We start from the raw sequence: 20,961 nt of genomic DNA, 5'->3' as shown, positions 1-20,961 counted from the left end.
CTGACGCAGCGCCGTCCAGGGCCAGAACCCCGCCCCTGGGGCCGGCGAAAACGAGGACGGCGTGGCAGAACAGAGCGATAGCAAGGCCAAGGCCGAAAAGTCCGGCAAGGGCGGTCTTTCAGAAACGGTTTCCGTCATCGTACAGGCGCTTATTCTGGCGCTGGTGCTGCGAACCGTCCTGTTCCAGCCTTTTTCGATTCCGTCCGGTTCGATGCGGCCGACCCTGCTGGAAGGCGATTATCTGTTCGTCAGCAAATGGTCCTATGGCTATTCGCGTTACTCGCTGCCGCTGGGTCTTGATCTCTTCGAGGGACGGATTCTGGGCAGTGAACCGGAGCGCGGCGATGTCGCCGTCTTCAAGTTCCCGCCTGACCCGTCGGTGGATTACATCAAGCGCGTCATCGGATTGCCGGGCGATCGCATTCAGATGCAGAATGGCAGCCTCTCCATCAATGGCGAACCTGTCGAGCGCGAGAAGATCGGCACGATTGACAATGAGGACATCACCGAGATGGACCGTCCCGTCGATGTCTATCGCGAGACCATGCCGAATGGTGTGGCTTATGAAACGCTCGACATCACGCCAAACGGCATTTACGATTCCACGCGCGAGTTCGTCGTGCCGGAAGGCCATTATTTCATGATCGGCGACAATCGCGACAACTCCAATGACAGCCGTGGAGCAGTCGGCTTCGTGCCGTACGAGAATCTGGTCGGAAAGGCGCAGATCATTTTCTTCTCGGTTGCCGAAAGCGCAAGTCCGCTGGCTGTGTGGCGCTGGCCATCGACGCTTCGCGGCAGCCGCCTGCTGAACACGATCGACTGAGGATGGGGCGCGGCAAAACAAGCCCGGAAGCGCTGGCCAAGCGCGCCGGCGAACTGACGGGCCATGATTTTCGGGATGTCGAACGGCTGGACCGGGCGCTGACCCATTCCAGTGCCCGAAATGCCAATACCAGCAATTACGAGCGGCTGGAATTTCTGGGCGACCGCGTTCTCGGTCTGGTCATCGCGGAAATGCTGTTCACCGCCTTTCCGAAGGCCGATGAGGGCGAACTGTCCGTTCGCCTCAATCAACTCGTGGACGCCACGACCTGCGCCGAGGTGGCCGAGGAGATCGGTCTCCATGAGTTGATCCGCACCGGATCCGAAATCCGGAGCCTTGCCGGACGCAAGCGCCAGTCGCTGCGAGCCGATGTTATGGAGAGCGTCATCGCGACGATTTATCTGGATGGTGGCTTGTCGGCCGCGCGTCCCTTTATCGAAAAACACTGGCAAAGCCGCGCGCTGTCGAAAACAGCGGGACGCCGCGACGCCAAGACCGAGCTGCAGGAATGGTCTCATCAGCAGATCGGCGCGCCGCCGGTTTATAATATTCTGGACCGCAGCGGGCCGGACCACGATCCGATTTTCACGGTTCGTGTCGAGGTCGAAGGGTTTACGTCCCAGGAGGCTAAGGGGCCATCCAAGCGCGAGGCCGAGCGCCTTGCAGCAGAGAGGATGCTGATCTCCGAGAAGGTTTGGCAGGCTGATGGAGCGGCCGGTTGATGGCGGAATCGAAAGAAAACGGCGACATCGGAAAGGGCGTGGAAACCCGTTCGGCCTTCGTGACCCTGCTCGGCGCGACCAATGCCGGCAAATCCACCTTGCTCAACCGCTTCGTCGGTTCGAAAGTGTCCATCGTAACCCACAAGGTGCAGACGACGCGCACAACCATGCGCGGCATCGCCATCCATGAGAACGCGCAGATCGTCTTTATCGATACGCCCGGCATCTTCAAGCCGCGCCGCCGGTTGGACCGCGCTATGGTCGCCAGTGCATGGAGCGGCGCGCGCGACGCCGATATCGTTCTGTTCGTGGTCGATGCCGAACGTGGCCTCGAAGGCGACGCTGGGACGATCTTGGAGCGCCTCGCCGAAACGCGGCAGTCCAAGGCCCTCGTTCTGAACAAGGTCGATCGCGTCAAGCCTGAGCAGATCCTACAGCTTGCGGCCAAAGCCAATGAGGTCGTCGCCTTCGATCAGACCTTTATGGTCTCGGCTCTGAATGGCTCGGGTACGGACGATGTGATGGACTGGTTGGCCAAGCAGGCCAGTCTAGGCCCGTGGTATTATCCTGAAGATCAGGTCGCCGATGCGCCGTTGCAGCTTCTGGCCGCCGAGATCACCCGCGAAAAGCTTTATCTGCGGCTTCATCAGGAATTGCCCTATTCCTCCCATGTCGAAACCGAACGTTGGGAACGTGGCAAGAAGGGCGTTCGCGTCGAGCAGGTCATCTATGTCGAGCGCGACAGCCAGAAGAAGATCGTGCTCGGCCATAAGGGCCAGACCATCAAGGCCATCGGTACGGCGGCCCGCAAGGAGCTTTCGTCGCTTCTGGACGAGCCGGTTCATCTTTTCCTATTCGTCAAAGTGCGGCAGAACTGGTCGGACGATCCGGACCGGTATCGCGAGATTGGCCTGGATTATTCGCAGTAGGCGCCGACTCTGATCTTGGCCGGTAAAGCGAGGATGCGATGCAGTGGACCGATGAAGGCATAGTCCTCGGCGTCCGCCGCCACTCCGAAAGCGCGGTCGTGCTGGAACTGATGACGGTCCAACACGGCCGACATCTTGGACTTGTGCGCGGTGGGCGCTCACGGCGCATGCAGCCGGTCCTGCAGCCGGGCAACCGTGTCGCCGCCGAATGGCGAGCCCGCCTCGACGAACATCTTGGCACCTACACCGTGGAGCCGCTTCGGCACCACGCCGCGCGGCTTTATGGCAGTGCGGTCGGTCTTTACGGGCTACAGGCCCTGGCCGCCCATCTTCGTCTTCTGCCGGAGCGCGATTCCCATCCTCGCCTGTTCGACATGACAGCGCTGTTGGTGGAGCATTTCGAAGAGCCGGAAAGGGCGCTCGAACTCTTTTTGCGCTTCGAACTGATGCTCCTGGACGAGATGGGATTTGGCCTCGATCTGCGGCAATGCGCGGCCACGGGCACGACGGACGAACTGATCTACGTTTCGCCGAAGAGCGGCCGTGCGGTGAACAGAGAAGCGGGCGAGCCGTGGGCCGACAAGCTCCTGCCTCTGCCGGCTTTTCTTCGGGAATCGAAGCAACGGGCGGATCGCGCCTCCATGCAGGATGCAGCACGGCTTTTGATCCATTTCTTCGAACGCGACGTTCATGGACCGCGCGGCAAACCACCCGGACCGGAACGGCAATCGTTTTTGGAAGCGGCGTTCCGCGCGCTCAACGTTCACGCGACCCTTTAAGCTGTCCTGTTATTCGGCGGGCGCCGCAATCGGACGTTCGGCGCGCTGCTCGCTGATCGGCCAATGTAGGATAGCGGCGATCAGCCCGAGAATGACGCCGATCCACCAGACCGGATCGTAGGAACCCATGGTCTGCCGAAGATACCCGCCGAGCCAGACGCCGAGAAAAGAGCCGATCTGGTGGGACAGGAAGACGATCCCGCCCAGCATGCCGAGATATTTCGTGCCGAACATGACCGCGACCAGCGCGTTGGTGGGCGCCACGGTTGACAGCCACAGAAGGCCCATCGCGACGGAAAACACGATTACGGTCGTTGGGGTTTGCGGCAGGAGGAGGAACGCCGTCACCGCAATGGACCGGGCGATATAGATCAGGGTGAGAAGCGCCGGCTTGCTTGCGCGTTGGCCGATCACGCCGGAAGCGAGCGAGCCGATAATGTTGAACAGTCCGATCAGCGCCAGTCCGACGACCGCATAGTCCGCATCAATGCCGATATCGGCAAGATAGGCGGGGAAATGGGCGGTGATGAAGGCAACCTGAAAACCACAGACGAAGAACCCGGTGGTGAGCAGAAGATAGGACCGGTGGCCGAAGGCTTGCCGAAGCGCCTCACCAATTGTCTGATCGTCGGCGACCGGCGCTATGCGCCCCGTAGACGACGTACCCTTGAGCGGGATCGCCAGCAACGGAATGACCAGCATCATCGCCGCCATCCAGAAGAGCGCGTCAGTCCAGCCGAACATCTCAATGAATTGTTGGCTGAGCGGGGCAAAGATGAACATGCCGGCGCTGCCGGCCGCTGTACCGATACCGAAGACCAGGCTGCGCTGCTCTTCCGAGACGTTGCGCGCGAACGCCGCCAAAACGATCCCGAAACTCCCCGCCGCGACACCGAGGCCGACCAGGACGCCGGCGCCGAGATAGAGGAGCCCCGTCGTCTCGGCCGTCGCCATCAAGGCGAGGCCGGCGGCATAGGTCAGGCCGGACATCATCAGCACCCGCCAGGTGCCGTAACGGTCGGCCACGGCGCCGAATAGCGGCTGGCCGAGACCCCAGAAGATGTTCTGGATAGCCAGCGCAAGCGCAAAGGCGTTGCGGTCGAAAGGGCGGTCCTCCAGCATGGGAAGCTGGAAGAAGCCCATAGCCGAACGGGGGCCGAACGTCAGAGCCGCAATCACGCAGCCGCAGGCAACGATCAGGACCGGAAAACCGGGATGCGCGGGCCTGCTTTTCACTGCCCTAGCTCGCGCCTTGCCATCCATCATGATCACACTGCTCCTTCAGACGATCAGAGCGAACCATGAGAGCCGATGGTGCAAGGGCGGACAAGCTTGGCCGTACTGAAATCGTGTCACCGACGCAAAACGGGCGGCCGGCCGCTTTAGCTCCGGCTTTCGTCTGGCAAAGCTTCTCGACCGCCGGCTATTGGCAGCGTTGCGCCGTTCTGGCCGGTAATGAGATGAAGATCGCGTTGTGGGAAGGGAATGCTTATGCCTTCCGCGTCGAACCGTTCTTTCACCAGCTTGCGCATTTCGTTCAGCGTGTCCCAATAATCAGGCGTCAGCGTCCAGTACCGCGCCTCCACGGCCACGGCGTTGTCGCCGAGGGAGTGCACATAGTAATAGGGCTCCGGATCGGAGAGCACACGATCGTCCCGCTCGATAACACCGCGCATGATGGCGATCGCCGTGTCGGCGCTGTCGGTATAGGCGATACCGATGTTCAGATCGCCGCGCCGGATATTGTTGCGATGGAAATTGGTGATCGGCTTGTTCCAGATCTCGCTATTGGGCACCATCAGATAGAGCCCGTCGAGCCGTTTCATCTCGGTGGTGAACAGGCCGATCTCCTCGACCACGCCGGTCACATCGCCGACCTCGACCAGTTCGCCCACCTTGAGCGGGCGCAGAACGAGAAGCATGATTCCCGCCGCCACGTTCTGCAGCGTTCCCTGCAAGGCCAGACCGATGGCAAGACCTGCCGCGCCGAGAGCGGCGATAATGGATGTCGTCTGCACCCCGAACTGGCTGAGCACGGTGGTGATGACGAAGGCCAGCACGACATACCGGACCGTCTTCGACAGAAAACGCGTCAGTGTCGCATCCATATGCTTGAACGCGGACAGGCCGCTGCGCGTCCAGCGCTCCAGCACCTTGGCGAAGATCCAGCCGAAGATGAGGATGAGAATCGCGCCGACGACGGAGAAGGCGTATTCGGCCACGAGCGTCGTCAGTTCACCCGTCGCGTCGTCGATAGCGCTGGTCACCTCGCTTGCGACCTGCTGGGTCAGATCTTCCATAGGTTCATTCCACGATCATGATGGCGAAGGGCTTTGGCCCAAACTTCTACGGCCATTCGCAATTTTCGTCGCCTACCGCAAGCTCTCGCTGTCGGAAGCCTGCTTCGCTTTTGCCGGTACGGTGGGACTGCCGGCCCGTTCGAACGAACGGACCCGCTCCTCAAAGGAGCGCTCGATCTCGGCGGCAGGAAGGGGCGTCAGATCGAGTCCGGTCGGGTCGAAGCCACGAGGACGGGCGAATGTCTGCCCGGCTTCCTTTTCCGAAAAGCCGGCAAGTGTAATGGCCTCGTGCCAGGCCGCGATCGTATCGGCACGTTTGATGCAGCGCGTCCAGGCTACAGGCAGGGCGGCTGGCAGTCCAAAACGAAGATGAACCGCTTCCTGCAGCCGCTTTTCGACGCGCTTGTAATTGCCGCCGATCACGGCCTTTAAGGGCGAGATCATGTCGCCGATCACATATTCCGGTCCATCGTGCAGAAGGGCCGCCAGCCTGAGAGCGACGGAAGCGTCCGGCTTCAGCCGCTCGACGATGTCGGTAACCAAAAGACTGTGCTGCGCCACCGAGAAAGCGTGATCGCCCTTCGTTTGGCCGTTCCATCGTGCCACTCGCGCCAGTCCATGGGCGAGGTCGGAAAGTTCGACGTCGAGTGGGGAAGGGTCGAGAAGATCGAGACGCCGCCCGGACAGCATTCGCTGCCAGGCGCGTTGTTCCTTTTGCTGGCTCACACTTCGTCCGCTCCGTTCGGCTCGGACGACGCGATCGAAAAGGAGAAGCGGTCCGGCACGGCGACCTGGACGGGCGACTCGCCTGCGAGGATCGGCGCGCCCTTGCTGATGGCCGCGGCTACGCGGTCGATCCGCACCATAGCGAGGCCCTTTCGGCCTGCCACGGTGCCGAGTTCTCCCAACGGTTTGCCATCGGCCAGCAGCGGTGTTCCGCGCTCCGGCAAATCCGAATTTCCTCTTATCTGCACGATCCGCCGGCGCGCAGTGCCGCGATGATACATGCGCGAGACGACCTCCTGCCCGACGAAGCAGCCCTTTCGGACCGAAAGCCCGCCCAACTGGTCGAGCAGGATGTCGAAGGCGAAGGCGTCACCTACGGCATAATCCGTGTCGGCCTCCGGCACGCAGTAACGAAGGCGCAATTCGGTAATGGCGTTAGCGTTCTGTTCGGCGGTTCCGGCAGGATTGCCATAGAGGCGGCGAATATTGGCCTGCCGCGGGAAGCGACAGTCGATCAGGCCAGTCTCTTCGCCAATGATCATCGCGACCGGCGTATCGCCTAATTTCTCCACCCTTACCTTCGCCCGCATCCGGTAAAGATTGAACCGCGTCGACAGATCCTCGCTCCGCCCGGCCTCGGTATCGATGCGGTATCCGCTTTCGATCCGGCTGATAAGGAAAGGATAGGCCACCTTGCCCTGCGGCGTCAGAAGGGCGGCCGGTCGGACCTCGTCTCCCGTCAAATCGGAAAGATCGAGCGTGATGAGGTTCTGGAGGAAATGCGTGGCATCTTCTCCCGTGATCGCAATCAACGCGCGTTCGGCAACGACATAGCGGGCCACGATCAGTCTCCCGCCACGAAGAACGCCCACTCGCCATCGGGCGTGATGCCGACGCGGTAGAACACATAAGCGCCGATCTGCAGCATATCGGCATAATCGCCCGCCGTGACGATTCGGAACAATTCGACCTTCTGTTCCGGCGTCAGTGTCTCCAGCGAACGGCCGAAGAAATAGGGCCACACATAGAGTTCGGTTTTTTCGCCCTCGTCGAAATGAACGTAGCCTGCTTCGAGAACCTCGGAGAGAATAGCTAGTATTTCCTGACCTTCCTCGTCCCCGCTTACCTCTTTCAGAAAGGCGATGACATCTCCGTCGACACCGCCAAGAGATAGGGTGGTCTGCCCCTCTCCCATACCGAGAAGCGGGCGCAGTCGTTCCACGTCGCCAGAACGGGCCGCTTCGAGGATGAGCTGGCGCATCCGCGCCACCGGCTCCGGCAGGGCGGAAATGTCGTGGCTCACCGGCGGTGGCGGCGCTATTTCTGGCGCAGGTTCAGCCACGGCGTCGCCACCGAGGGGCGGAGTCTCGACAGGCAATTCCTGCCCCTCCGCCACCGGCGCTTCGATCAGCGGCGTCTCCGAGGCTTCGGGGGCCGGTATGGGCGCAGAAGCGTCAGGAACGGGATCATTCGATGGGGTGGGAGCTTCCGACGCATCGGGACCGTCGTCGCCCGGGGCGCTTGGTGGCGGTAGCGGGGCTGTCTCCACCGGCCCCGGTTCGCCGGTGGGCGCCGGTGCTTGCGAATCATCCAATGGCGGCAATTCGGATGGCGGAGAGGCGTCATCCGAGACAACCGGTTCAGTTGCGGCGCCGTTCGGCGGCGCGATCGGACCGGCCGTGGCCGCGCCGTCATCGGTTGTCAGTTCGCTGAGAGCGAACGCGGAAAAAGGGGTAGAGGCGAGGGCTCCGGAAAGCAGGATGCCGGCGAGAGCGGGAACGGATAGAGGGCGCATCATGCGCCATAGATTGTCGTCTTCGGCGCAGGCGTCAATGGGGGTGTCGCGTCCATGGCGACATGCGTTCAGTGATGGCGCGCAGTGCTGTCGAATTCACCTGCCGTCAGCCGGTCGCGCATTCGGTTGAGCATGTCGGAAGCTGCTTCCTCGCCAGCTTCGTCCTGGAGGGCGCAGAGCGCCGTGGCAATCGCCGTTTCGGCCAGGATTTCCACGTCGATACCGGCGAATCGCCCTTCGGCCCAGGCCTCATCATGGGATTCGATGGCGCAAAGGCGCATCTCTTCCAGAATCCGGCTTTCAACGTCGCTTGGCACATCCTGCATCGAAACTGTCCCGACTTCATCGTTCATTAAGCAAGTCTTAAGCGGTGTAGCACAGCCATGGTCGACCGCACCATCCATGCGTGGAATTGGTTAATCCAGACGGGGTTAGCGGTGGAAAGTCGTGCCGGAACGAGACGGCTAATCGCCGAACCGGTCGACGAGACTCTTCGCCAGAAGCTGTCCTTCGACCCGGAACCGCTCCGCCGCATTGACCGAGGCTTCCGTGCATTGCCGATGATAGCTCGCATAGCGCCGGAAACCGCGATTATAGGCAGCGGTCAGACGGCGTTCGATGGCTTCGTTGTCGCCGCTATTGGCGATGATCTGCCCAACCGCCTGCCGCCAGCGGTCGTCCGTGTCGCCACAAAGATCGCGCAGATACTGCATCGAACCGGTTATTTCAGTGAGGCGCAGGAGATCGGGCAGATAGGTCGACTCAGCGCTTTCCACCGTTACGGTCGGCTGTTCCGGCTGTTCCGGCTGCTCGGTCTCCGTTTCCGTCGTCTCATCCGTCTGTGCCGACACAACCGACGGCACGGCGAGGGACAGCGCGACGAGAAGGGCGAGGAGGGCGGAGCGGTGGCACATCATGCTCTTCCTCTGCCGGCAAAGCGCGGCGCATTCAAGGCTTCGACCGTGGGCGATCCGCTCATCAGCAAGCCATTTTCCGCGCCAGGCGCAGCGTATCGGCGGTGATCGAACCGTCCATGGCGTTCATCTGTGCCAGGGTGAGCCAGTGGATCGAGGCCGCATCGCTGCCGGCGCGAGCCTCACCCTCGGCTTCGGCACAAAAGACATGGAGGTGGAATGATGCCATGTCCGTATCGATCGAAAAATTGTCCACAGCCTTCATGGCGCCGGTGGCGAGGCCGGTTTCTTCCATGAGTTCGCGTTGGGCCGCTTCTTCCAGTGGTTCTCCCTCCCTTACGCGTCCGCCAGGAAAGGCCAGTTGGCCCTGAAGCGGCGGTCGGGCGCGGCGGACGAGCAGGAACCGGTCGCCGCGGCATACGATGACGGACACGCCCTGAATCGCTTCGACCATGCTCGAACTCCACTTGACGCCGCCCGAAGCGGCGGAAAGGTTGGCCCGCATGTGCGGACGCTTTTCCCTTACCAGCCCGGCAGAGGCGGTCGAAGACTATTTCGACCTCGATCCGGTCGAACCGTTTCCCCCGCGCTACAATATCGCGCCGACCCAGCCGATCGTGATCGTCATGCGAGATACGGATCGCCCGGCGGGCTCGAACCTGCGCGAAAGGCAGGCGCGGCTGGTGCGGTGGGGATTTGTGCCGTCCTGGGCGAAAAATCCGGCTGACCTGCCGCTGATGATCAATGCGCGCAGCGAGACAGCCGCCGAAAAACCGGCCTTTCGCGGCGCTATGCGCCATGGTCGCGTTCTGATCCCCGCCACCGGATTTTATGAGTGGCGGCGCGATGGTGGCGGCAAGCCGCAACCGTTCTGGGTCAGTCCGGCCGCTGGCGGACTGGTGGCCTTTGCCGGCCTCTACAGCCTCTTTCTGGCGCCGGACGGCTCGGAAGTCGAAACGGCGGCGATCCTGACCACCTCGGCGAACGCGACATTGAGGCCGATCCACCACCGAATGCCGGTCACGATCCCGCAGGCCGCATTCGACCGCTGGCTCGATGGAAGACGATACGAGCCGCGCCATGTGAGCGATCTGCTACAGCCGGTGGCAGAGGATTTCTGGCAGGCCGTGCCGGTGTCGGAGCGTGTGAACAAGGTGGCGAATATGGGACCGGATTTGCAGGAGGCCGTTGCGCAGAACGAGATGGCCGAAGCCGATCCACCCTCGCAGATGAACCTCTTCGGCCAATAGCGGTGATGGAAATGACGCCCGCCTTCTTCGCACCGTTCGGCACGGGCTTCGCGCTCGGCGCGACGCTGATCATCGCGATCGGCGCGCAGAACGCCTTCATTCTACGGCAGGGGCTTTTGCGCCAGCATGTCTTCATCCTCTGTCTGATCTGCGCATTGTCCGACGCACTGCTGATCGTTGCCGGCGTTGCCGGTCTCGGCGCGCTGATCGGCGGCTCGCCATCGCTGATCTTCTGGGTCACGCTTGGCGGCGCGGCCTTTCTCTTCACTTATGCCGCCATTGCATTCCACCGGGCCTGGCGACCGGCTGCGATGACGCCAGCGAACGCGCCGGAGAAGTCCGGCAGCCTTACGGCCGCCATTGCCACCTGCCTTGCCTTCACCTTCCTCAACCCGCATGTCTATCTCGATACGGTGCTGCTGCTCGGCTCACTTTCGTCCCGCTATGAGGGTGCGGCCCGCATCGCCTATGGCGCGGGCGCGGTGATCGCGTCCTTCGCCTGGTTCTTCAGCCTCGGCTATGGCGCGCGGCTTCTGGCGCCGCTTTTCGCCAAACCGAATGCATGGCGCGTGCTCGACGTGCTGATCGGAATCGTGATGGCGGCGATTGGCGCCAAGCTGCTGATGCAGCTCTGAAAAGCCTGCCGATCACGGGCAGTCGGAGTCACGGATATAGCGAGCTTTGACGTAACCTTTGGTCACCCGGTTGCCATCGTAATGGGTGACGGGACACCAGCGCGAACCCCACGGCCGGCTGAGCGGACGGCATTTCGCATCGAGGTGGATGATGCCATGCCGTCGTGGAGGCAACTGGTCGACGATGGCCGAACGCGCGCTGGGCCGTGCGCGCATGTTGAGCACGTCATAGGGTGCGACATTCACCACATAGAGACAGCCGGGGCCGGACGTCGCCTGTGCCGGTAGCGTTGTAGCGACAAGCGAAAGAGCAGCGAGAAGGCCGAGCAAATGATGGTACGGGCGGGCCATAATTGGATCCTCCAATACGTGTCCCTCGACCGCAGAATGCCGAAGAACCCGCCATCGCGCAACAAAATCGACACTGTGAAACGCACAATGCCGCTCGCATGTCGCGAACGGCATCGATGAAAAGCTGAAGGTCGGCGGAATCGCTTAGTTGGAGCGACCGGAGCCGTTGCCGCACCGCCCCGCCACCGCTCCGGACACGGCGGGATGGGCGATCGACTTGTATTTCGGCGTGAGCTGCCCGTCCTGCTTGCTCGACGCGAAGCGCCGTTCTTTCTGGCGAGCGGCGTCTTCGCAACGCTTGGCGGCTTGAACGGCTTCGACGATTTCCAGTGCCATTGGCTCTTCCTTGCTAGCGGCCGTCAAAGGCTTTGGGCCGCCTTTTTACGCTTATGCATCACAATGAAACGATCTGCTTTACAATTGGCTAACTCAAGTCGGCTTTGCCGGTTCCATGGTGTTTCATCATGGTAAATGGACGGTTTGGCCATCGTTGTTGCCTGAGCGCCACAAGAATAGCATCGAAGCTGGCCTTCACATTCTCCTCGTGTCACGGCTCCGCCGCTTGACGCTTTCCTGTCGCTGGGCGCAAAAGGGCGGCCCTTTTCTGCCGCGCCGAAAACCCGGAAAGCCGACATGACCGAACTGCGCCTCTATAACACGATGACCCGCCAGAAGGAGGTCTTCGAACCGGCCGATCACGACAATGTGAAGATGTATGTCTGCGGGCCGACGGTCTACGATTACGCCCATATCGGCAATGCGCGCCCGGCCATCGTCTTCGATGTGCTGTTTAGGCTGCTGCGCCACCTTTATCCGGGAGAGGGAAATGCGCCGGACGGTTCCCGTATCGCCTATGTCCGCAACATCACGGATGTCGACGACAAGATTAATGCGCGGGCGCTGCGCGATTTCGGCCCGAAGATCGACGCCGGCGAACTGACGCTGAACGCGGCGATCCGGCAGGTCACCGAAACCACCTTCGCGCAGTATCAGAAGGACGTCGCGGCCCTTGGTTGCCTGCCGCCGACCGTCCAGCCCCGCGCGACGGAGTTCGTCCTGCCGCGCGCCGACGGCAAGACCGATATGGCGAGCCTGATCCAGACGCTGCTCGACCGCGGCAACGCCTATATCGCGCAGGGCGGGGAGGGCGCCGAAGTGCTCTTTGATACCGCGTCCATGACCGATTATGGGCGCCTGTCGAAGCGCAATCTGGATGAGCAGCAGGCTGGCGCGCGCATCGCTGTCGAGGGCCACAAGAAGAACCCGGCCGATTTCGTACTGTGGAAGGAAAGCGCGGCCGATCAGCCCGGCTGGGATGCGGTGTTTCGTTCGGAAGGCGCGGAACGCACCATCCATGGGCGCCCCGGCTGGCACATCGAATGCTCGGCGATGAGCGCCGCCTATCTCGGCGAGACGTTCGACATTCATGGCGGCGGGCTCGACCTGATCTTCCCGCATCACGAAAACGAGATCGCCCAGAGCCGCTGCGCCCATGGTTCAGAGGCCATGGCCCGATATTGGATGCACAATGGCTTCCTGCAGGTTGAAGGCCGAAAAATGAGCAAGAGCGAGGGCAATTTCGTCACCATCGCCGATCTGCTGGAAACGGACAAATTCGGTGGCCGCAAATGGCCGGGCGAGGTGCTGCGCCTCGCCATGCTGATGACGCACTATCGCGAGCCGATCGACTTCAGTGTGCGTAGGTTGGAGGAGGCCTCAAATATCTTCGAGAAATGGTGCAGGTTGATACCAGCAAAGACGGCCTGGAACACTACATCAGATCGTCGCGAGATTTGGGAAAATCATCCATTTGAAGATGTCGAAGCTTTAGCTTCGCTCTACGATGACATCGATTTTTCACGTTTTTTTCGGCGCATTAACGAACTTGTGGACCAAGTTGATCGGGGTGAGAGCGCATTGGCTGCATTTGCAGCGCTGCGGACTGTTGGGTTGATGTCATTCGATCACATAATCAGTCTGTCGGTCGAAGAAGCAGCTCAACTGATTGCATTTAACGAAGATCATATTCAATGCATGATCGACCAACGCCTTGCTTTCATCCGCGAAAAGAACTGGGCCGAGGCGGACCGTATCCGCGATGAACTTCTGACTCAGGGAATCCAGCTAAAGGATTCAAAGGATTCCGAAACCGGCGAACGTGTGACCACTTGGGAGGTGAAGCGGTAGGGTCGTATTCGATGACAGTGCGACCCCACCCGTCCGGTTGTTGACGCGCCCGTCCACCCTCTCCCCGAGGGGGAGGGATGGTGCCGCTTTCGATGCGGAACCTCCACTGCAACCGTGCGACACGAACGCTCTGAAATGTCGCTCTCTTGCGATCCGGGTGAGGAAACTAAACGATTTCGCCTGTGGCGAATGACAATCGCCAGTCCCTCCCACTTGAGGGGAGGGTGGATCGTGGCGCAGCCACGAGACGGGTGGGGTTGTTGAACGAGGTCTCGACCGCCACTATCGTCCTGCCAAAACCGGGAGAAAGTCATGCCCCGCACCCGTATCGCCGCCGAGACCCGCCAGAAGGCAAGGACGCTGCGCCACCGAATGACGCGCGCCGAAATCGAACTCTGGAAGGAATTGCGCGATCTGAAAGCCACTGGCCTGCATTTTCGGCGGCAAGTGCCTGTCGGTCCGTACATTGTCGACTTCGCATGTCTTCGCTCGAAACTCTTGGTGGAGGTGGATGGCGATACGCATGAGACGCCGGCGGGCCGGCACCACGATGCGGTTCGCGACGCCTATCTGGCATCTCTGAATTATCGGGTCGTTCGGATCGATGAGCCGGACGTTCGGGTCAATGCCTGGCAGGTTGCGCAGGAAATTGCAGAGCGTTGCTGTTCGATGGCGTCCGACCCCACCCGTCCGGCCGCTGACACGCCCGTCCACCCTCCCCTCGAGGGGGAGGGAGTGGCGCTGTCGCCAAATGGAGAACCCCAGCCATGACCATCACAGGCGGCTGCCAATGCGGTGCCGCGCGGTTCGAGGTGAAAAGTCTCGGAGGCGCCTCGATCTGCCATTGCCGGATGTGCCAGAAGGCGTTCGGCTCCTTTTTCGGCCCGCTCGTCACGACGCACGGCCTGAAATGGACGCGCGGCGAGCCGAAGCGCTTCGCGTCGTCCAACAAGGCGCGACGCGGCTTTTGCGGCCATTGTGGCACGCCGCTGACATATGAATACGACTGGGACGACGAACCAATCGTGGAAGTCGCCATCGGTGCGTTGGACGATCCGGAGCTTGCGCCGCCTGCCGTTCAGGTCAATCCGGAAAACCGGCTGTCCTTCTTCGCCACGCTCCATCAGGTCCCGGACCGTGGAGCCGCTGACGCTGCGAAGATGCAGGATTTCTACGGCAGTATCGTCAGCAATCTGCATCCCGACCATCCGACGGACGATGACAAGAACTGGCCGAAGGTCTGACATGCTTCCCCCGAAGGCGCTCGGGGTGTAAGGGCGGATCATGACCAAGGAACGCCTCTATCTCTTCGATACGACTCTCCGCGACGGCCAGCAGACGCCGGGCGTCGATTTCGCGCTGGAGGAAAAGCGCCAGATTGCGGCATGGCTGGACGATTTCGGCATCGATTATGTGGAGGGTGGCTATCCCGGCGCGAACCCGACCGATACGGCGTTCTTTTCGAACAAGGCAACGAAATCCGCGACCTTCACCGCCTTCGGCATGACGAAGCGGGCCGGGGTTTCGGCGTCGAACGATCCGGGGCTCGCCGGCACGCTCGCCAGCAAGGCGGACGCCGTTTGCCTCGTTGCGAAGAGCTGGGATTATCATGTTCGCGTGGCGCTCGGCTGCACGCTTGACGAAAATCTGGAGAACATCCGCCAGTCCGTCGAAGCCATTGTGGAGTCGGGCCGTGAGGCGCTGATCGATTGCGAGCATTTCTTCGATGGCTACAAGGCCAACAAGGACTACGCGCTGGACTGCGCGAAAACCGCCTTTGACGCCGGCGCGCGATGGGTCGTGCTGTGCGACACCAATGGCGGCACGCAGCCCATCGATGTGTGCGCCATCGTCGAGCATGTGATTGGCGAAGCGGGCATTCCCGGTGAGCGGCTCGGCATCCACGCCCATGACGATACCGGCCAGGCGGTGGCCAACAGCCTCGCCGCTGTCAATGCCGGCGTTCGTCAGATCCAGGGCACGCTGAACGGCATCGGCGAGCGCTGCGGCAATGCGAACCTCACCTCGATCATCCCGACTTTGCTGCTGAAGGAGAGCTTCGCCGCGCGTTTCGAAACCGGTATCACGCAAGAAAAGCTGAAGGGTCTGACGCGCCTGTCGCGCATGTTTGACGATCTGCTGAACCGGATGCCCGACCCGCAGGCGCCCTATGTCGGCGCGTCCGCCTTCGCGACGAAGGCGGGCATTCACGCCTCCGCCCTTCTGAAGGAGCCGGAAACCTATGAGCATGTGGCGCCGGAAAGTGTCGGCAATGCCCGCAGGGTCATGGTGTCCGATCAGGGCGGTAAGGCCAATTTCATCGAGGGTCTGGCGCGGCGCGGCATCTCTGTCCGGAAAGACGATCCGCGCCTCGATACGCTGATTGCACTGGTCAAGGAGCGCGAGGCCGAGGGCTACGCCTATGAGGATGCCGACGCCTCGTTCGAAATGCTGGCGCGCCGCCATCTCGGCGCGGTGCCGGCCTATTTCAACGTCACCTCCTATCGCTGCGTGGTGGAGCGCCGCATCAACGCCGTCGGAGAGAAGATCGATCTGGCCGAGGCGGTGGTGAAGGTCGAGATCGACGGCGAAGAGAAAATGAGCGTTGCCGAAGGCAAGGGTCCGGTCAACGCACTCGATGTGGCTCTCCGCAAGGACCTCGGCAAGTATCAGACGCTGATCGAGGATATCGAACTGGTCGACTATAAGGTCCGCATTCTGAATGGCGGCACCGAGGCCGTCACGCGCGTCATGATCGAAACGCGCGACGGGCAGGGCCGCCACTGGACCACCATCGGCGTGTCAGACAATGTCATCGACGCCTCTTTTGAAGCGATGATGGATTCCATCGTCTATTGCCTCTTCGAGCGGCTGAAAGCACAAAAGGCTGCCTGATGGCCCGATCAAACCCGATGCCGGTCCCGACCGATACCGGCGATACGCTGCCGGGATTCCTGTTTGCGCTCTCGGCTTATCTGCTTTGGGGGTTCCTGCCCTTTTACATGAAAGCGGTCGCCCATATCGCGCCCGTTGAAGTGGTCGCGCATCGCATTCTCTGGTCGATTCCCATCGCCGGGGCGTGGATTTTGTGGCTCCGCCGGACCGACGATCTGAAGCGTGCGCTCGGCGACTGGCGGATTATCGGCATGGCGGCGGTTACGGCCGCGCTCATCAGCATCAACTGGTCGATCTATGTCTGGGCCATTGCCAACGACCGCGCGCTGGAAACCTCGCTCGGCTATTACGTCAATCCGCTTTTCACCATCGCGCTGGGCGCCATCGTGCTGCGCGAGAAGATGACCCGGCTGCAGCTCGCTGCCATCGTCTCCGCTGTGGTCGCCGTCGCGATCCTCACTTGGGAGAGCGGCGGCCTGCCGCTGGTCTCGCTCGGCCTTGTCTTTTCGTGGGGCGGTTATGCCTATTTCCGCAAGACGTTGCCGGTCGGCCCCAATCAGGGCTTTTTTCTCGAAGTCCTGATTCTGTCGCCGATCGCGCTTGGCTATCTGATGTGGTTGACCTGGAGCGGTGGGGACAAGCCGTTCTTCGGCAGCGGCACCATGGCGGACACAGGGCTGCTGCTCTTTGCCGGCGTGGCGACGGCCATTCCTTTGATCCTCTATGCCAATGGCGCCAAGCTGCTGCGCCTCTCCACCATCGGCGTCATGCAGTACATCGCGCCGACCATGATCTTCCTGATCGCGGTTTTCGTCTTCAAGGAGCCGTTCGGCTGGGCGCGTCTCGTGGCGTTCTCCTTTATCTGGCTGGCGCTGGCGCTCTACGTCGTTTCGATTCTGAGCGAGCGTCGTCGTCTCCGCGCCGATCTGCCGCTCGTCGAGCCCGGCACGAAAACGTAAGGCGGTTGTCTTTGAACGTGTTCGTTTGTCCGGCCCTGGTGCGGCAATCGAGCAAGGGCTAATCTATGCCGCATGGATCGCATTCTCGTTTCAGCCTGCCTGCTCGGCCGCCCGGTTCGCTACAATGGTAAGGACAAGCTTTCCGGCAACGCCATTCTTTCGCGATGGCAGGGAGAGGGCAGGGTGGTTTCGATCTGTCCCGAAGTGGCGGTCGGCTTTCCGACGCCGCGTCCACCGGCGGAAATTGTGCCACCGCCGGCAGATGGCCCCCGCCCGGCCGCCGGCGCCATGGACCCCGAGGCGGTTTCAAGCGAGACCATTGCCGTTGTCGAGAAGACCGGGCGCGATGTGACGGCGCTCTACGTCAAAGCGGCAAGGGATACGGTAGCGATGGCGCAGCGAATGGGCTGCCGATACGCCGTTCTGACGGATGGGTCGCCATCCTGCGGCTCGACCTTCATCTATGACGGAACGTTCAGCGGAACCCGCATTGACGGGATGGGCGTGACGACTGCCGCCTTGCGTGCCGCCGGGATCGAAGTGTGGCCGGAAACCCGTATGGCGGAACTGGACGAGCGTCTTCGCTCATGATCCGAAGGCCGCAGCAGCGACAAGCGGCGGCCTTGGGTGGGACGAATCGGCGTGTCGGCGCAACGATTGGTCGCGCCGACACGAAACGGATAGACCTCAGTTGCTGGCCTGTTCCATGCAATTGGCGAAGAAGGTGGTGGTCGCCGGCCAGTCGGAGAAGAGCCCGGCAACATCCACTTCGTTGTAGAGAACGTCGATCAGCTTCATGACGTCGCCATCGTCATTGGTCGCCTCGGCGATGGTCTGGAAGTACCAGCCGCCGCCCTCGTTCAGATTGCCGGACCGTTCGGCCGTCCAGGTGATGATGGTGAGGCCGGCATCCTTGGCCATCCTGGCGTATTCGCTGGCTACGATCTTGTCGCCCTCGGCCTTGACCAGCATCCACATCGGCGGCGCGATATAATTGATGCCCTCGGCTTTCAGGTCTTCGAACTTGTGTTCCCAGGTCGACGGGTCGGCAATGTCGAAGCCTTCATTGTCGTACTGGTCGTCCAGATAGACGGCCTGCTTGCCGAATTCCGGCTCGTTCGCGATCCAGTAGCGGATGTCCTCGATCTCGAAGGATTGCGGCCACACATCGGACGGGTTCATCCCGGCGGCCTTCAGTTCGTCGATCATCTTCTGGGCATATTGTTCCTGGCTGAAGCCATCGAACGGCATCTCGACAGACGGCTTCTTCAGTTCCGGCGTCATCTTCACGCCGAGCTGCTTCATCAGTTCGACCGATTCGGCGAAGGTCACGAGGCGCGCGCCGGGCGTGTAGAGATCGGTGCGGTAATTCGGCGTGCCGTCCAGATACTCTTCGGTGGTGGTCGCCTTCTTGTTGGCCGCATCCTGTTTCGGCGCCAGCGTCCTGAACTCGGCCAGCGTCAGATCGGAGGCGCGGCACTCGGCGGAAGCGTCCGCATCGCCCGAAGCGGGCGTGAAGCCGGTGGTGCACTTTTCGGCAAGGTCGGTGGCCAGGATGTTCGTGGTGGTGTGAAGATCGTTCTGCGCATGGCGGCAGACCAGTTCGTGATCCTTGGTGAAGGTCACGTCGCATTCGACGATACCGGCGCCCATGCGCGCCGCGGCGATATAGCTCTCGGCGGTGTGTTCGGGGAAGGCCAGCATCGCGCCGCGATGGCCGATGGACCAGTCCGATTGCTTGGGTGTGTTGGAAAGGCAGGTCTGAAGCTTCGTCTTCAACTCGCCTTCATCCATGATGTCGACCAGATAGGCCGGGCGGACGCCATAGGTGATGGTGCCGACGGCCGGCGCTTCGATCGTTGTCTTGGTCGTGTCGGTCTTCGCATCGTCGGTCTGTGCGAAGGCCGGGCCGGCGGCAAGAATGGTTGCGGCGGCAAGCGCGGTGCGCAATGCGGTCATATCAGGCTCCCTCTAAGAAAAAGGGACGGGATCATGCCCGTCCGGCTTCAATCTAGAATGCCGATGATGACGGCCGCTTTGCGGTTCGATGACGGTTGGGTGACGCAGACGTGCTTTCTGCCGTCAGCCGCCATCGCTCCAGATGGTGCGGTAGAGATCGAAACGCCGGTCGCGCATATTGCGAACCGAGCCCTTGGCGCGCGCCCATGTCACCGAGTTGAGGTTGAGATCGGCTACTGAGACCTGCTCGACATTCTCGCTGGCGAGCGCGGCGATGCCGTCCCGCGCGAATGGGAAATCCGACGGCGTGAAGATGCCGCTTTCGGCCCATTGAATGTCGAGATTGGAGACATTGGCGAGGTTGCCCGTCATCCCGGAGGTCACGACGTAGCACTGGTTCTCGATGGTGCGGGCCTGGCAGCAATAGCGCACGCGCCAATAGCCGTGGCGCGTATCGGTGTTGTAGGGCACGAAAAGGATACGCGCGCCCTGATCGGCCAGCCGCCGCGCCAGTTCCGGGAATTCGCTGTCGTAGCAGATCATCACGCCGATCGGCCCGCAATCGGTCTCGATGGCTTCCACCGAATCGCCGCCATGAATGTTCCAGTAGGTCCGTTCGTCCGGCGTCGGGTGGATCTTTTCCTGCGAATGGACAGAGCCATCGCGAAGAAAAACATAGGCGATGTTGTGAATGTCGCCATCTTCCACGATTGTCGGGTGGCTGCCGCCGATAATGTTGATGTTGCGTTTGACCGCCATGTCGCGCAGCCGGGTGGTGAACTCTTCGGTATGCTCGGTCAGCCGCTGAATCGCGGCATCGGGCGCCAGCTCCTCCGGTTCGCAGGATAGAAGCTGCAGCGTGAAAAGCTCTGGAAAGACGACGAAATCGCCTTCATATTCCGACGCGACATCGACGAAGTAATCCACCGCCTGGTAGAATTCCTCCGTGTCCTTCAGTGTCCGCGCCTCCATCTGCACCGAAACGACGCGAACGACTTCCGGATCGAGGCGGGTCACCGGCTGGTTGTCGAGCTTCGGATCGTAATAGGGGTTGCGCCAGATCATCAGCGCGGCGTGCCCATCGGACGCCTTGTCCTCCCGATTATAGAGACGCAGCACACGCTCGGGTTCGAAACCCGCACGGATCTGGAAATCGAGCGTCGGGTCCTTCGCTTCGCGCTTGGCAACGGCGATGAGATACTGGTCCGGATCGGGAAAGGCCTTGCGCTTTCTGGCATAGCCGGCGAGCCGCCCGCCGAATGCGATGCCCTTCAGATCCAGTTCGACGCAAAGCGCCTGGCGTGCGTCATAGAGGCGCTTGCCGATACGCAGGCGTCGCCGCGCCGGATCGACCATGACCTCGAAACCGTACATCCAGTCGCCATTGCCGTCATGCGTCGAGGCATAGCCGCCGCCGGTGATCTGAATCCAGTCGTGCTGGCCGAACGCCTTGCGTTCCTTGACGCGCAGCGTTGCCGCATAGCCGACCACCTTGCCCTCATAGGTCGCGACGAACTGGCCTCGCCCGAAGGCGTTGATATGGCCGCGGATCATTCCGCGCGTATAAGGCGTTTCCACGGGATAGACCCGCCGCGACAGATCGACGATCTCGTCGATATCCTCCGCCGTCGCATTGCGGATTTCGAGCTTCGCCTTGGTGGATTTCATGGTCTTGCACTTTTTGGATGATGGTGGCAGCGCAGATAAAGCCGGTGGCTTCGCCGGCAAGTCGCT

At 61.6% G+C, this 20,961-nt stretch carries 24 protein-coding genes; 12 read left to right on the top strand and 12 right to left on the bottom strand.

The annotated features are described in order from the left end of the window. Positions 1–61 precede the first annotated feature (61 nt). From lepB to recO, 4 genes are read left to right on the top strand one after another with little or no spacing between them, the layout of a single operon-like run. Complete coding sequence (lepB, locus tag B7H23_RS14465; RefSeq protein ID WP_094078139.1) at positions 62–826, top strand: signal peptidase I; 765 nt, start codon at positions 62–64, stop codon at positions 824–826. Positions 827–828: 2 nt separating this feature from the next. After that, positions 829–1,548, top strand: coding sequence for a ribonuclease III (rnc, locus tag B7H23_RS14460; RefSeq protein WP_094078138.1), 720 nt, complete (start codon positions 829–831; stop codon positions 1,546–1,548). Further along, a complete protein-coding gene (gene era / locus B7H23_RS14455) occupies positions 1,548–2,477 on the top strand; it encodes a GTPase Era (RefSeq protein WP_094078137.1) in 930 nt (309 codons plus the stop codon). The genes rnc and era overlap by 1 nt, the downstream gene beginning before the upstream one ends. A 38-nt stretch (positions 2,478–2,515) precedes the next feature. Next, positions 2,516–3,256, top strand: coding sequence for a DNA repair protein RecO (gene recO / locus B7H23_RS14450; protein ID WP_094078136.1), 741 nt, complete (start codon positions 2,516–2,518; stop codon positions 3,254–3,256). A 9-nt stretch (positions 3,257–3,265) separates the two neighbouring features. Here the strand turns inward: recO and B7H23_RS14445 are convergent, their stop codons facing one another. From B7H23_RS14445 to B7H23_RS14410, 8 genes are all read right to left on the bottom strand, one after another. Then, entirely contained in the window at positions 3,266–4,522 is a 1,257-nt protein-coding gene (locus B7H23_RS14445; protein ID WP_240535153.1) for an MFS transporter, read from the bottom strand. A gap of 116 nt (positions 4,523–4,638) precedes the next feature. Next, entirely contained in the window at positions 4,639–5,556 is a 918-nt protein-coding gene (locus B7H23_RS14440) for a mechanosensitive ion channel family protein (RefSeq protein WP_094078135.1), read from the bottom strand. A 72-nt stretch (positions 5,557–5,628) separates the two neighbouring features. Further along, positions 5,629–6,246 carry a YfbR-like 5'-deoxynucleotidase gene (locus B7H23_RS14435; protein WP_094078422.1) on the bottom strand — a complete coding sequence of 206 codons (618 nt, stop codon included), beginning with the start codon at positions 6,244–6,246 and terminating at the stop codon, positions 5,629–5,631. A gap of 32 nt (positions 6,247–6,278) precedes the next feature. Beyond that, positions 6,279–7,124: a CAF17-like 4Fe-4S cluster assembly/insertion protein YgfZ gene (gene ygfZ, locus B7H23_RS14430; protein WP_240535129.1), complete on the bottom strand. Its 846-nt coding sequence runs from the start codon at positions 7,122–7,124 to the stop codon at positions 6,279–6,281. Positions 7,125–7,126: 2 nt separating this feature from the next. Then, on the bottom strand, positions 7,127–8,080 hold the full coding sequence (locus B7H23_RS14425; protein ID WP_094078134.1) for a hypothetical protein: 954 nt from the start codon (positions 8,078–8,080) through the stop codon (positions 7,127–7,129). A 65-nt stretch (positions 8,081–8,145) separates the two neighbouring features. Next, positions 8,146–8,430, bottom strand: coding sequence for a hypothetical protein (locus B7H23_RS14420; protein WP_240535128.1), 285 nt, complete (start codon positions 8,428–8,430; stop codon positions 8,146–8,148). A gap of 111 nt (positions 8,431–8,541) precedes the next feature. Further along, the gene (locus tag B7H23_RS14415; RefSeq protein WP_094078133.1) at positions 8,542–8,994 is read right to left on the bottom strand and encodes a TIGR02301 family protein; all 453 of its coding nucleotides are present in this window, start codon (positions 8,992–8,994) and stop codon (positions 8,542–8,544) included. A gap of 61 nt (positions 8,995–9,055) precedes the next feature. Beyond that, positions 9,056–9,445 carry an NUDIX hydrolase gene (locus B7H23_RS14410; RefSeq protein ID WP_094078419.1) on the bottom strand — a complete coding sequence of 130 codons (390 nt, stop codon included), beginning with the start codon at positions 9,443–9,445 and terminating at the stop codon, positions 9,056–9,058. A gap of 49 nt (positions 9,446–9,494) precedes the next feature. On the opposite strand from B7H23_RS14410, the gene B7H23_RS14405 reads away from it, so the two are divergent. Together B7H23_RS14405 and B7H23_RS14400 are read left to right on the top strand one after the other, a co-directional pair. Next, positions 9,495–10,241 (top strand): SOS response-associated peptidase, encoded by a 747-nt coding sequence (locus B7H23_RS14405; RefSeq protein ID WP_094078132.1) that lies wholly within the window; start codon positions 9,495–9,497, stop codon positions 10,239–10,241. A gap of 11 nt (positions 10,242–10,252) precedes the next feature. Then, positions 10,253–10,876 (top strand): LysE/ArgO family amino acid transporter, encoded by a 624-nt coding sequence (locus B7H23_RS14400; RefSeq protein ID WP_206608915.1) that lies wholly within the window; start codon positions 10,253–10,255, stop codon positions 10,874–10,876. 12 nt (positions 10,877–10,888) lie between these two features. On the opposite strand, the gene B7H23_RS14395 is transcribed toward B7H23_RS14400, so the two are convergent. Further along, complete coding sequence (locus B7H23_RS14395) at positions 10,889–11,227, bottom strand: SH3 domain-containing protein (protein ID WP_094078130.1); 339 nt, start codon at positions 11,225–11,227, stop codon at positions 10,889–10,891. Between the two features lie 144 nt (positions 11,228–11,371). Continuing rightward, entirely contained in the window at positions 11,372–11,563 is a 192-nt protein-coding gene (locus B7H23_RS14390; RefSeq protein WP_094078129.1) for a hypothetical protein, read from the bottom strand. Positions 11,564–11,860: 297 nt separating this feature from the next. On the opposite strand from B7H23_RS14390, the gene cysS reads away from it, so the two are divergent. From cysS to B7H23_RS14360, 6 genes are all read left to right on the top strand, one after another. Continuing rightward, complete coding sequence (gene cysS / locus B7H23_RS14385; RefSeq protein WP_094078128.1) at positions 11,861–13,414, top strand: cysteine--tRNA ligase; 1,554 nt, start codon at positions 11,861–11,863, stop codon at positions 13,412–13,414. A gap of 312 nt (positions 13,415–13,726) precedes the next feature. Beyond that, complete coding sequence (locus tag B7H23_RS14380) at positions 13,727–14,185, top strand: endonuclease domain-containing protein (protein ID WP_094078127.1); 459 nt, start codon at positions 13,727–13,729, stop codon at positions 14,183–14,185. Next, a complete protein-coding gene (locus tag B7H23_RS14375; protein ID WP_094078126.1) occupies positions 14,182–14,658 on the top strand; it encodes a GFA family protein in 477 nt (158 codons plus the stop codon). The genes B7H23_RS14380 and B7H23_RS14375 overlap by 4 nt, the downstream gene beginning before the upstream one ends. A 40-nt stretch (positions 14,659–14,698) precedes the next feature. After that, complete coding sequence (gene cimA, locus B7H23_RS14370; RefSeq protein ID WP_094078125.1) at positions 14,699–16,309, top strand: citramalate synthase; 1,611 nt, start codon at positions 14,699–14,701, stop codon at positions 16,307–16,309. Beyond that, positions 16,309–17,268, top strand: a complete 960-nt coding sequence (gene rarD / locus B7H23_RS14365; RefSeq protein ID WP_173861921.1) for an EamA family transporter RarD — start codon at positions 16,309–16,311, stop codon at positions 17,266–17,268. Before cimA ends, rarD begins: the two co-directional genes overlap by 1 nt. A 72-nt stretch (positions 17,269–17,340) precedes the next feature. Beyond that, positions 17,341–17,859: a 2-thiouracil desulfurase family protein gene (locus tag B7H23_RS14360; protein ID WP_094078123.1), complete on the top strand. Its 519-nt coding sequence runs from the start codon at positions 17,341–17,343 to the stop codon at positions 17,857–17,859. A 96-nt stretch (positions 17,860–17,955) separates the two neighbouring features. Here B7H23_RS14360 and B7H23_RS14355 read toward each other — a convergent pair whose 3' ends face one another. Both B7H23_RS14355 and B7H23_RS14350 read right to left on the bottom strand, forming a co-directional pair. Further along, positions 17,956–19,227 (bottom strand): glycerophosphodiester phosphodiesterase family protein, encoded by a 1,272-nt coding sequence (locus B7H23_RS14355; protein ID WP_094078122.1) that lies wholly within the window; start codon positions 19,225–19,227, stop codon positions 17,956–17,958. 123 nt (positions 19,228–19,350) lie between these two features. Beyond that, complete coding sequence (locus tag B7H23_RS14350) at positions 19,351–20,895, bottom strand: bifunctional GNAT family N-acetyltransferase/carbon-nitrogen hydrolase family protein (protein WP_094078121.1); 1,545 nt, start codon at positions 20,893–20,895, stop codon at positions 19,351–19,353. Positions 20,896–20,961 lie beyond the last annotated feature (66 nt).

It is taken from the genome of Notoacmeibacter marinus (assembly GCF_002238045.1).
Taxonomy (GTDB): domain Bacteria; phylum Pseudomonadota; class Alphaproteobacteria; order Rhizobiales; family Rhizobiaceae; genus Notoacmeibacter; species Notoacmeibacter marinus.
The sequence above is the reverse complement of the archived record's forward strand: the minus strand, read 5'-3'. Positions and strand labels throughout refer to the sequence as shown.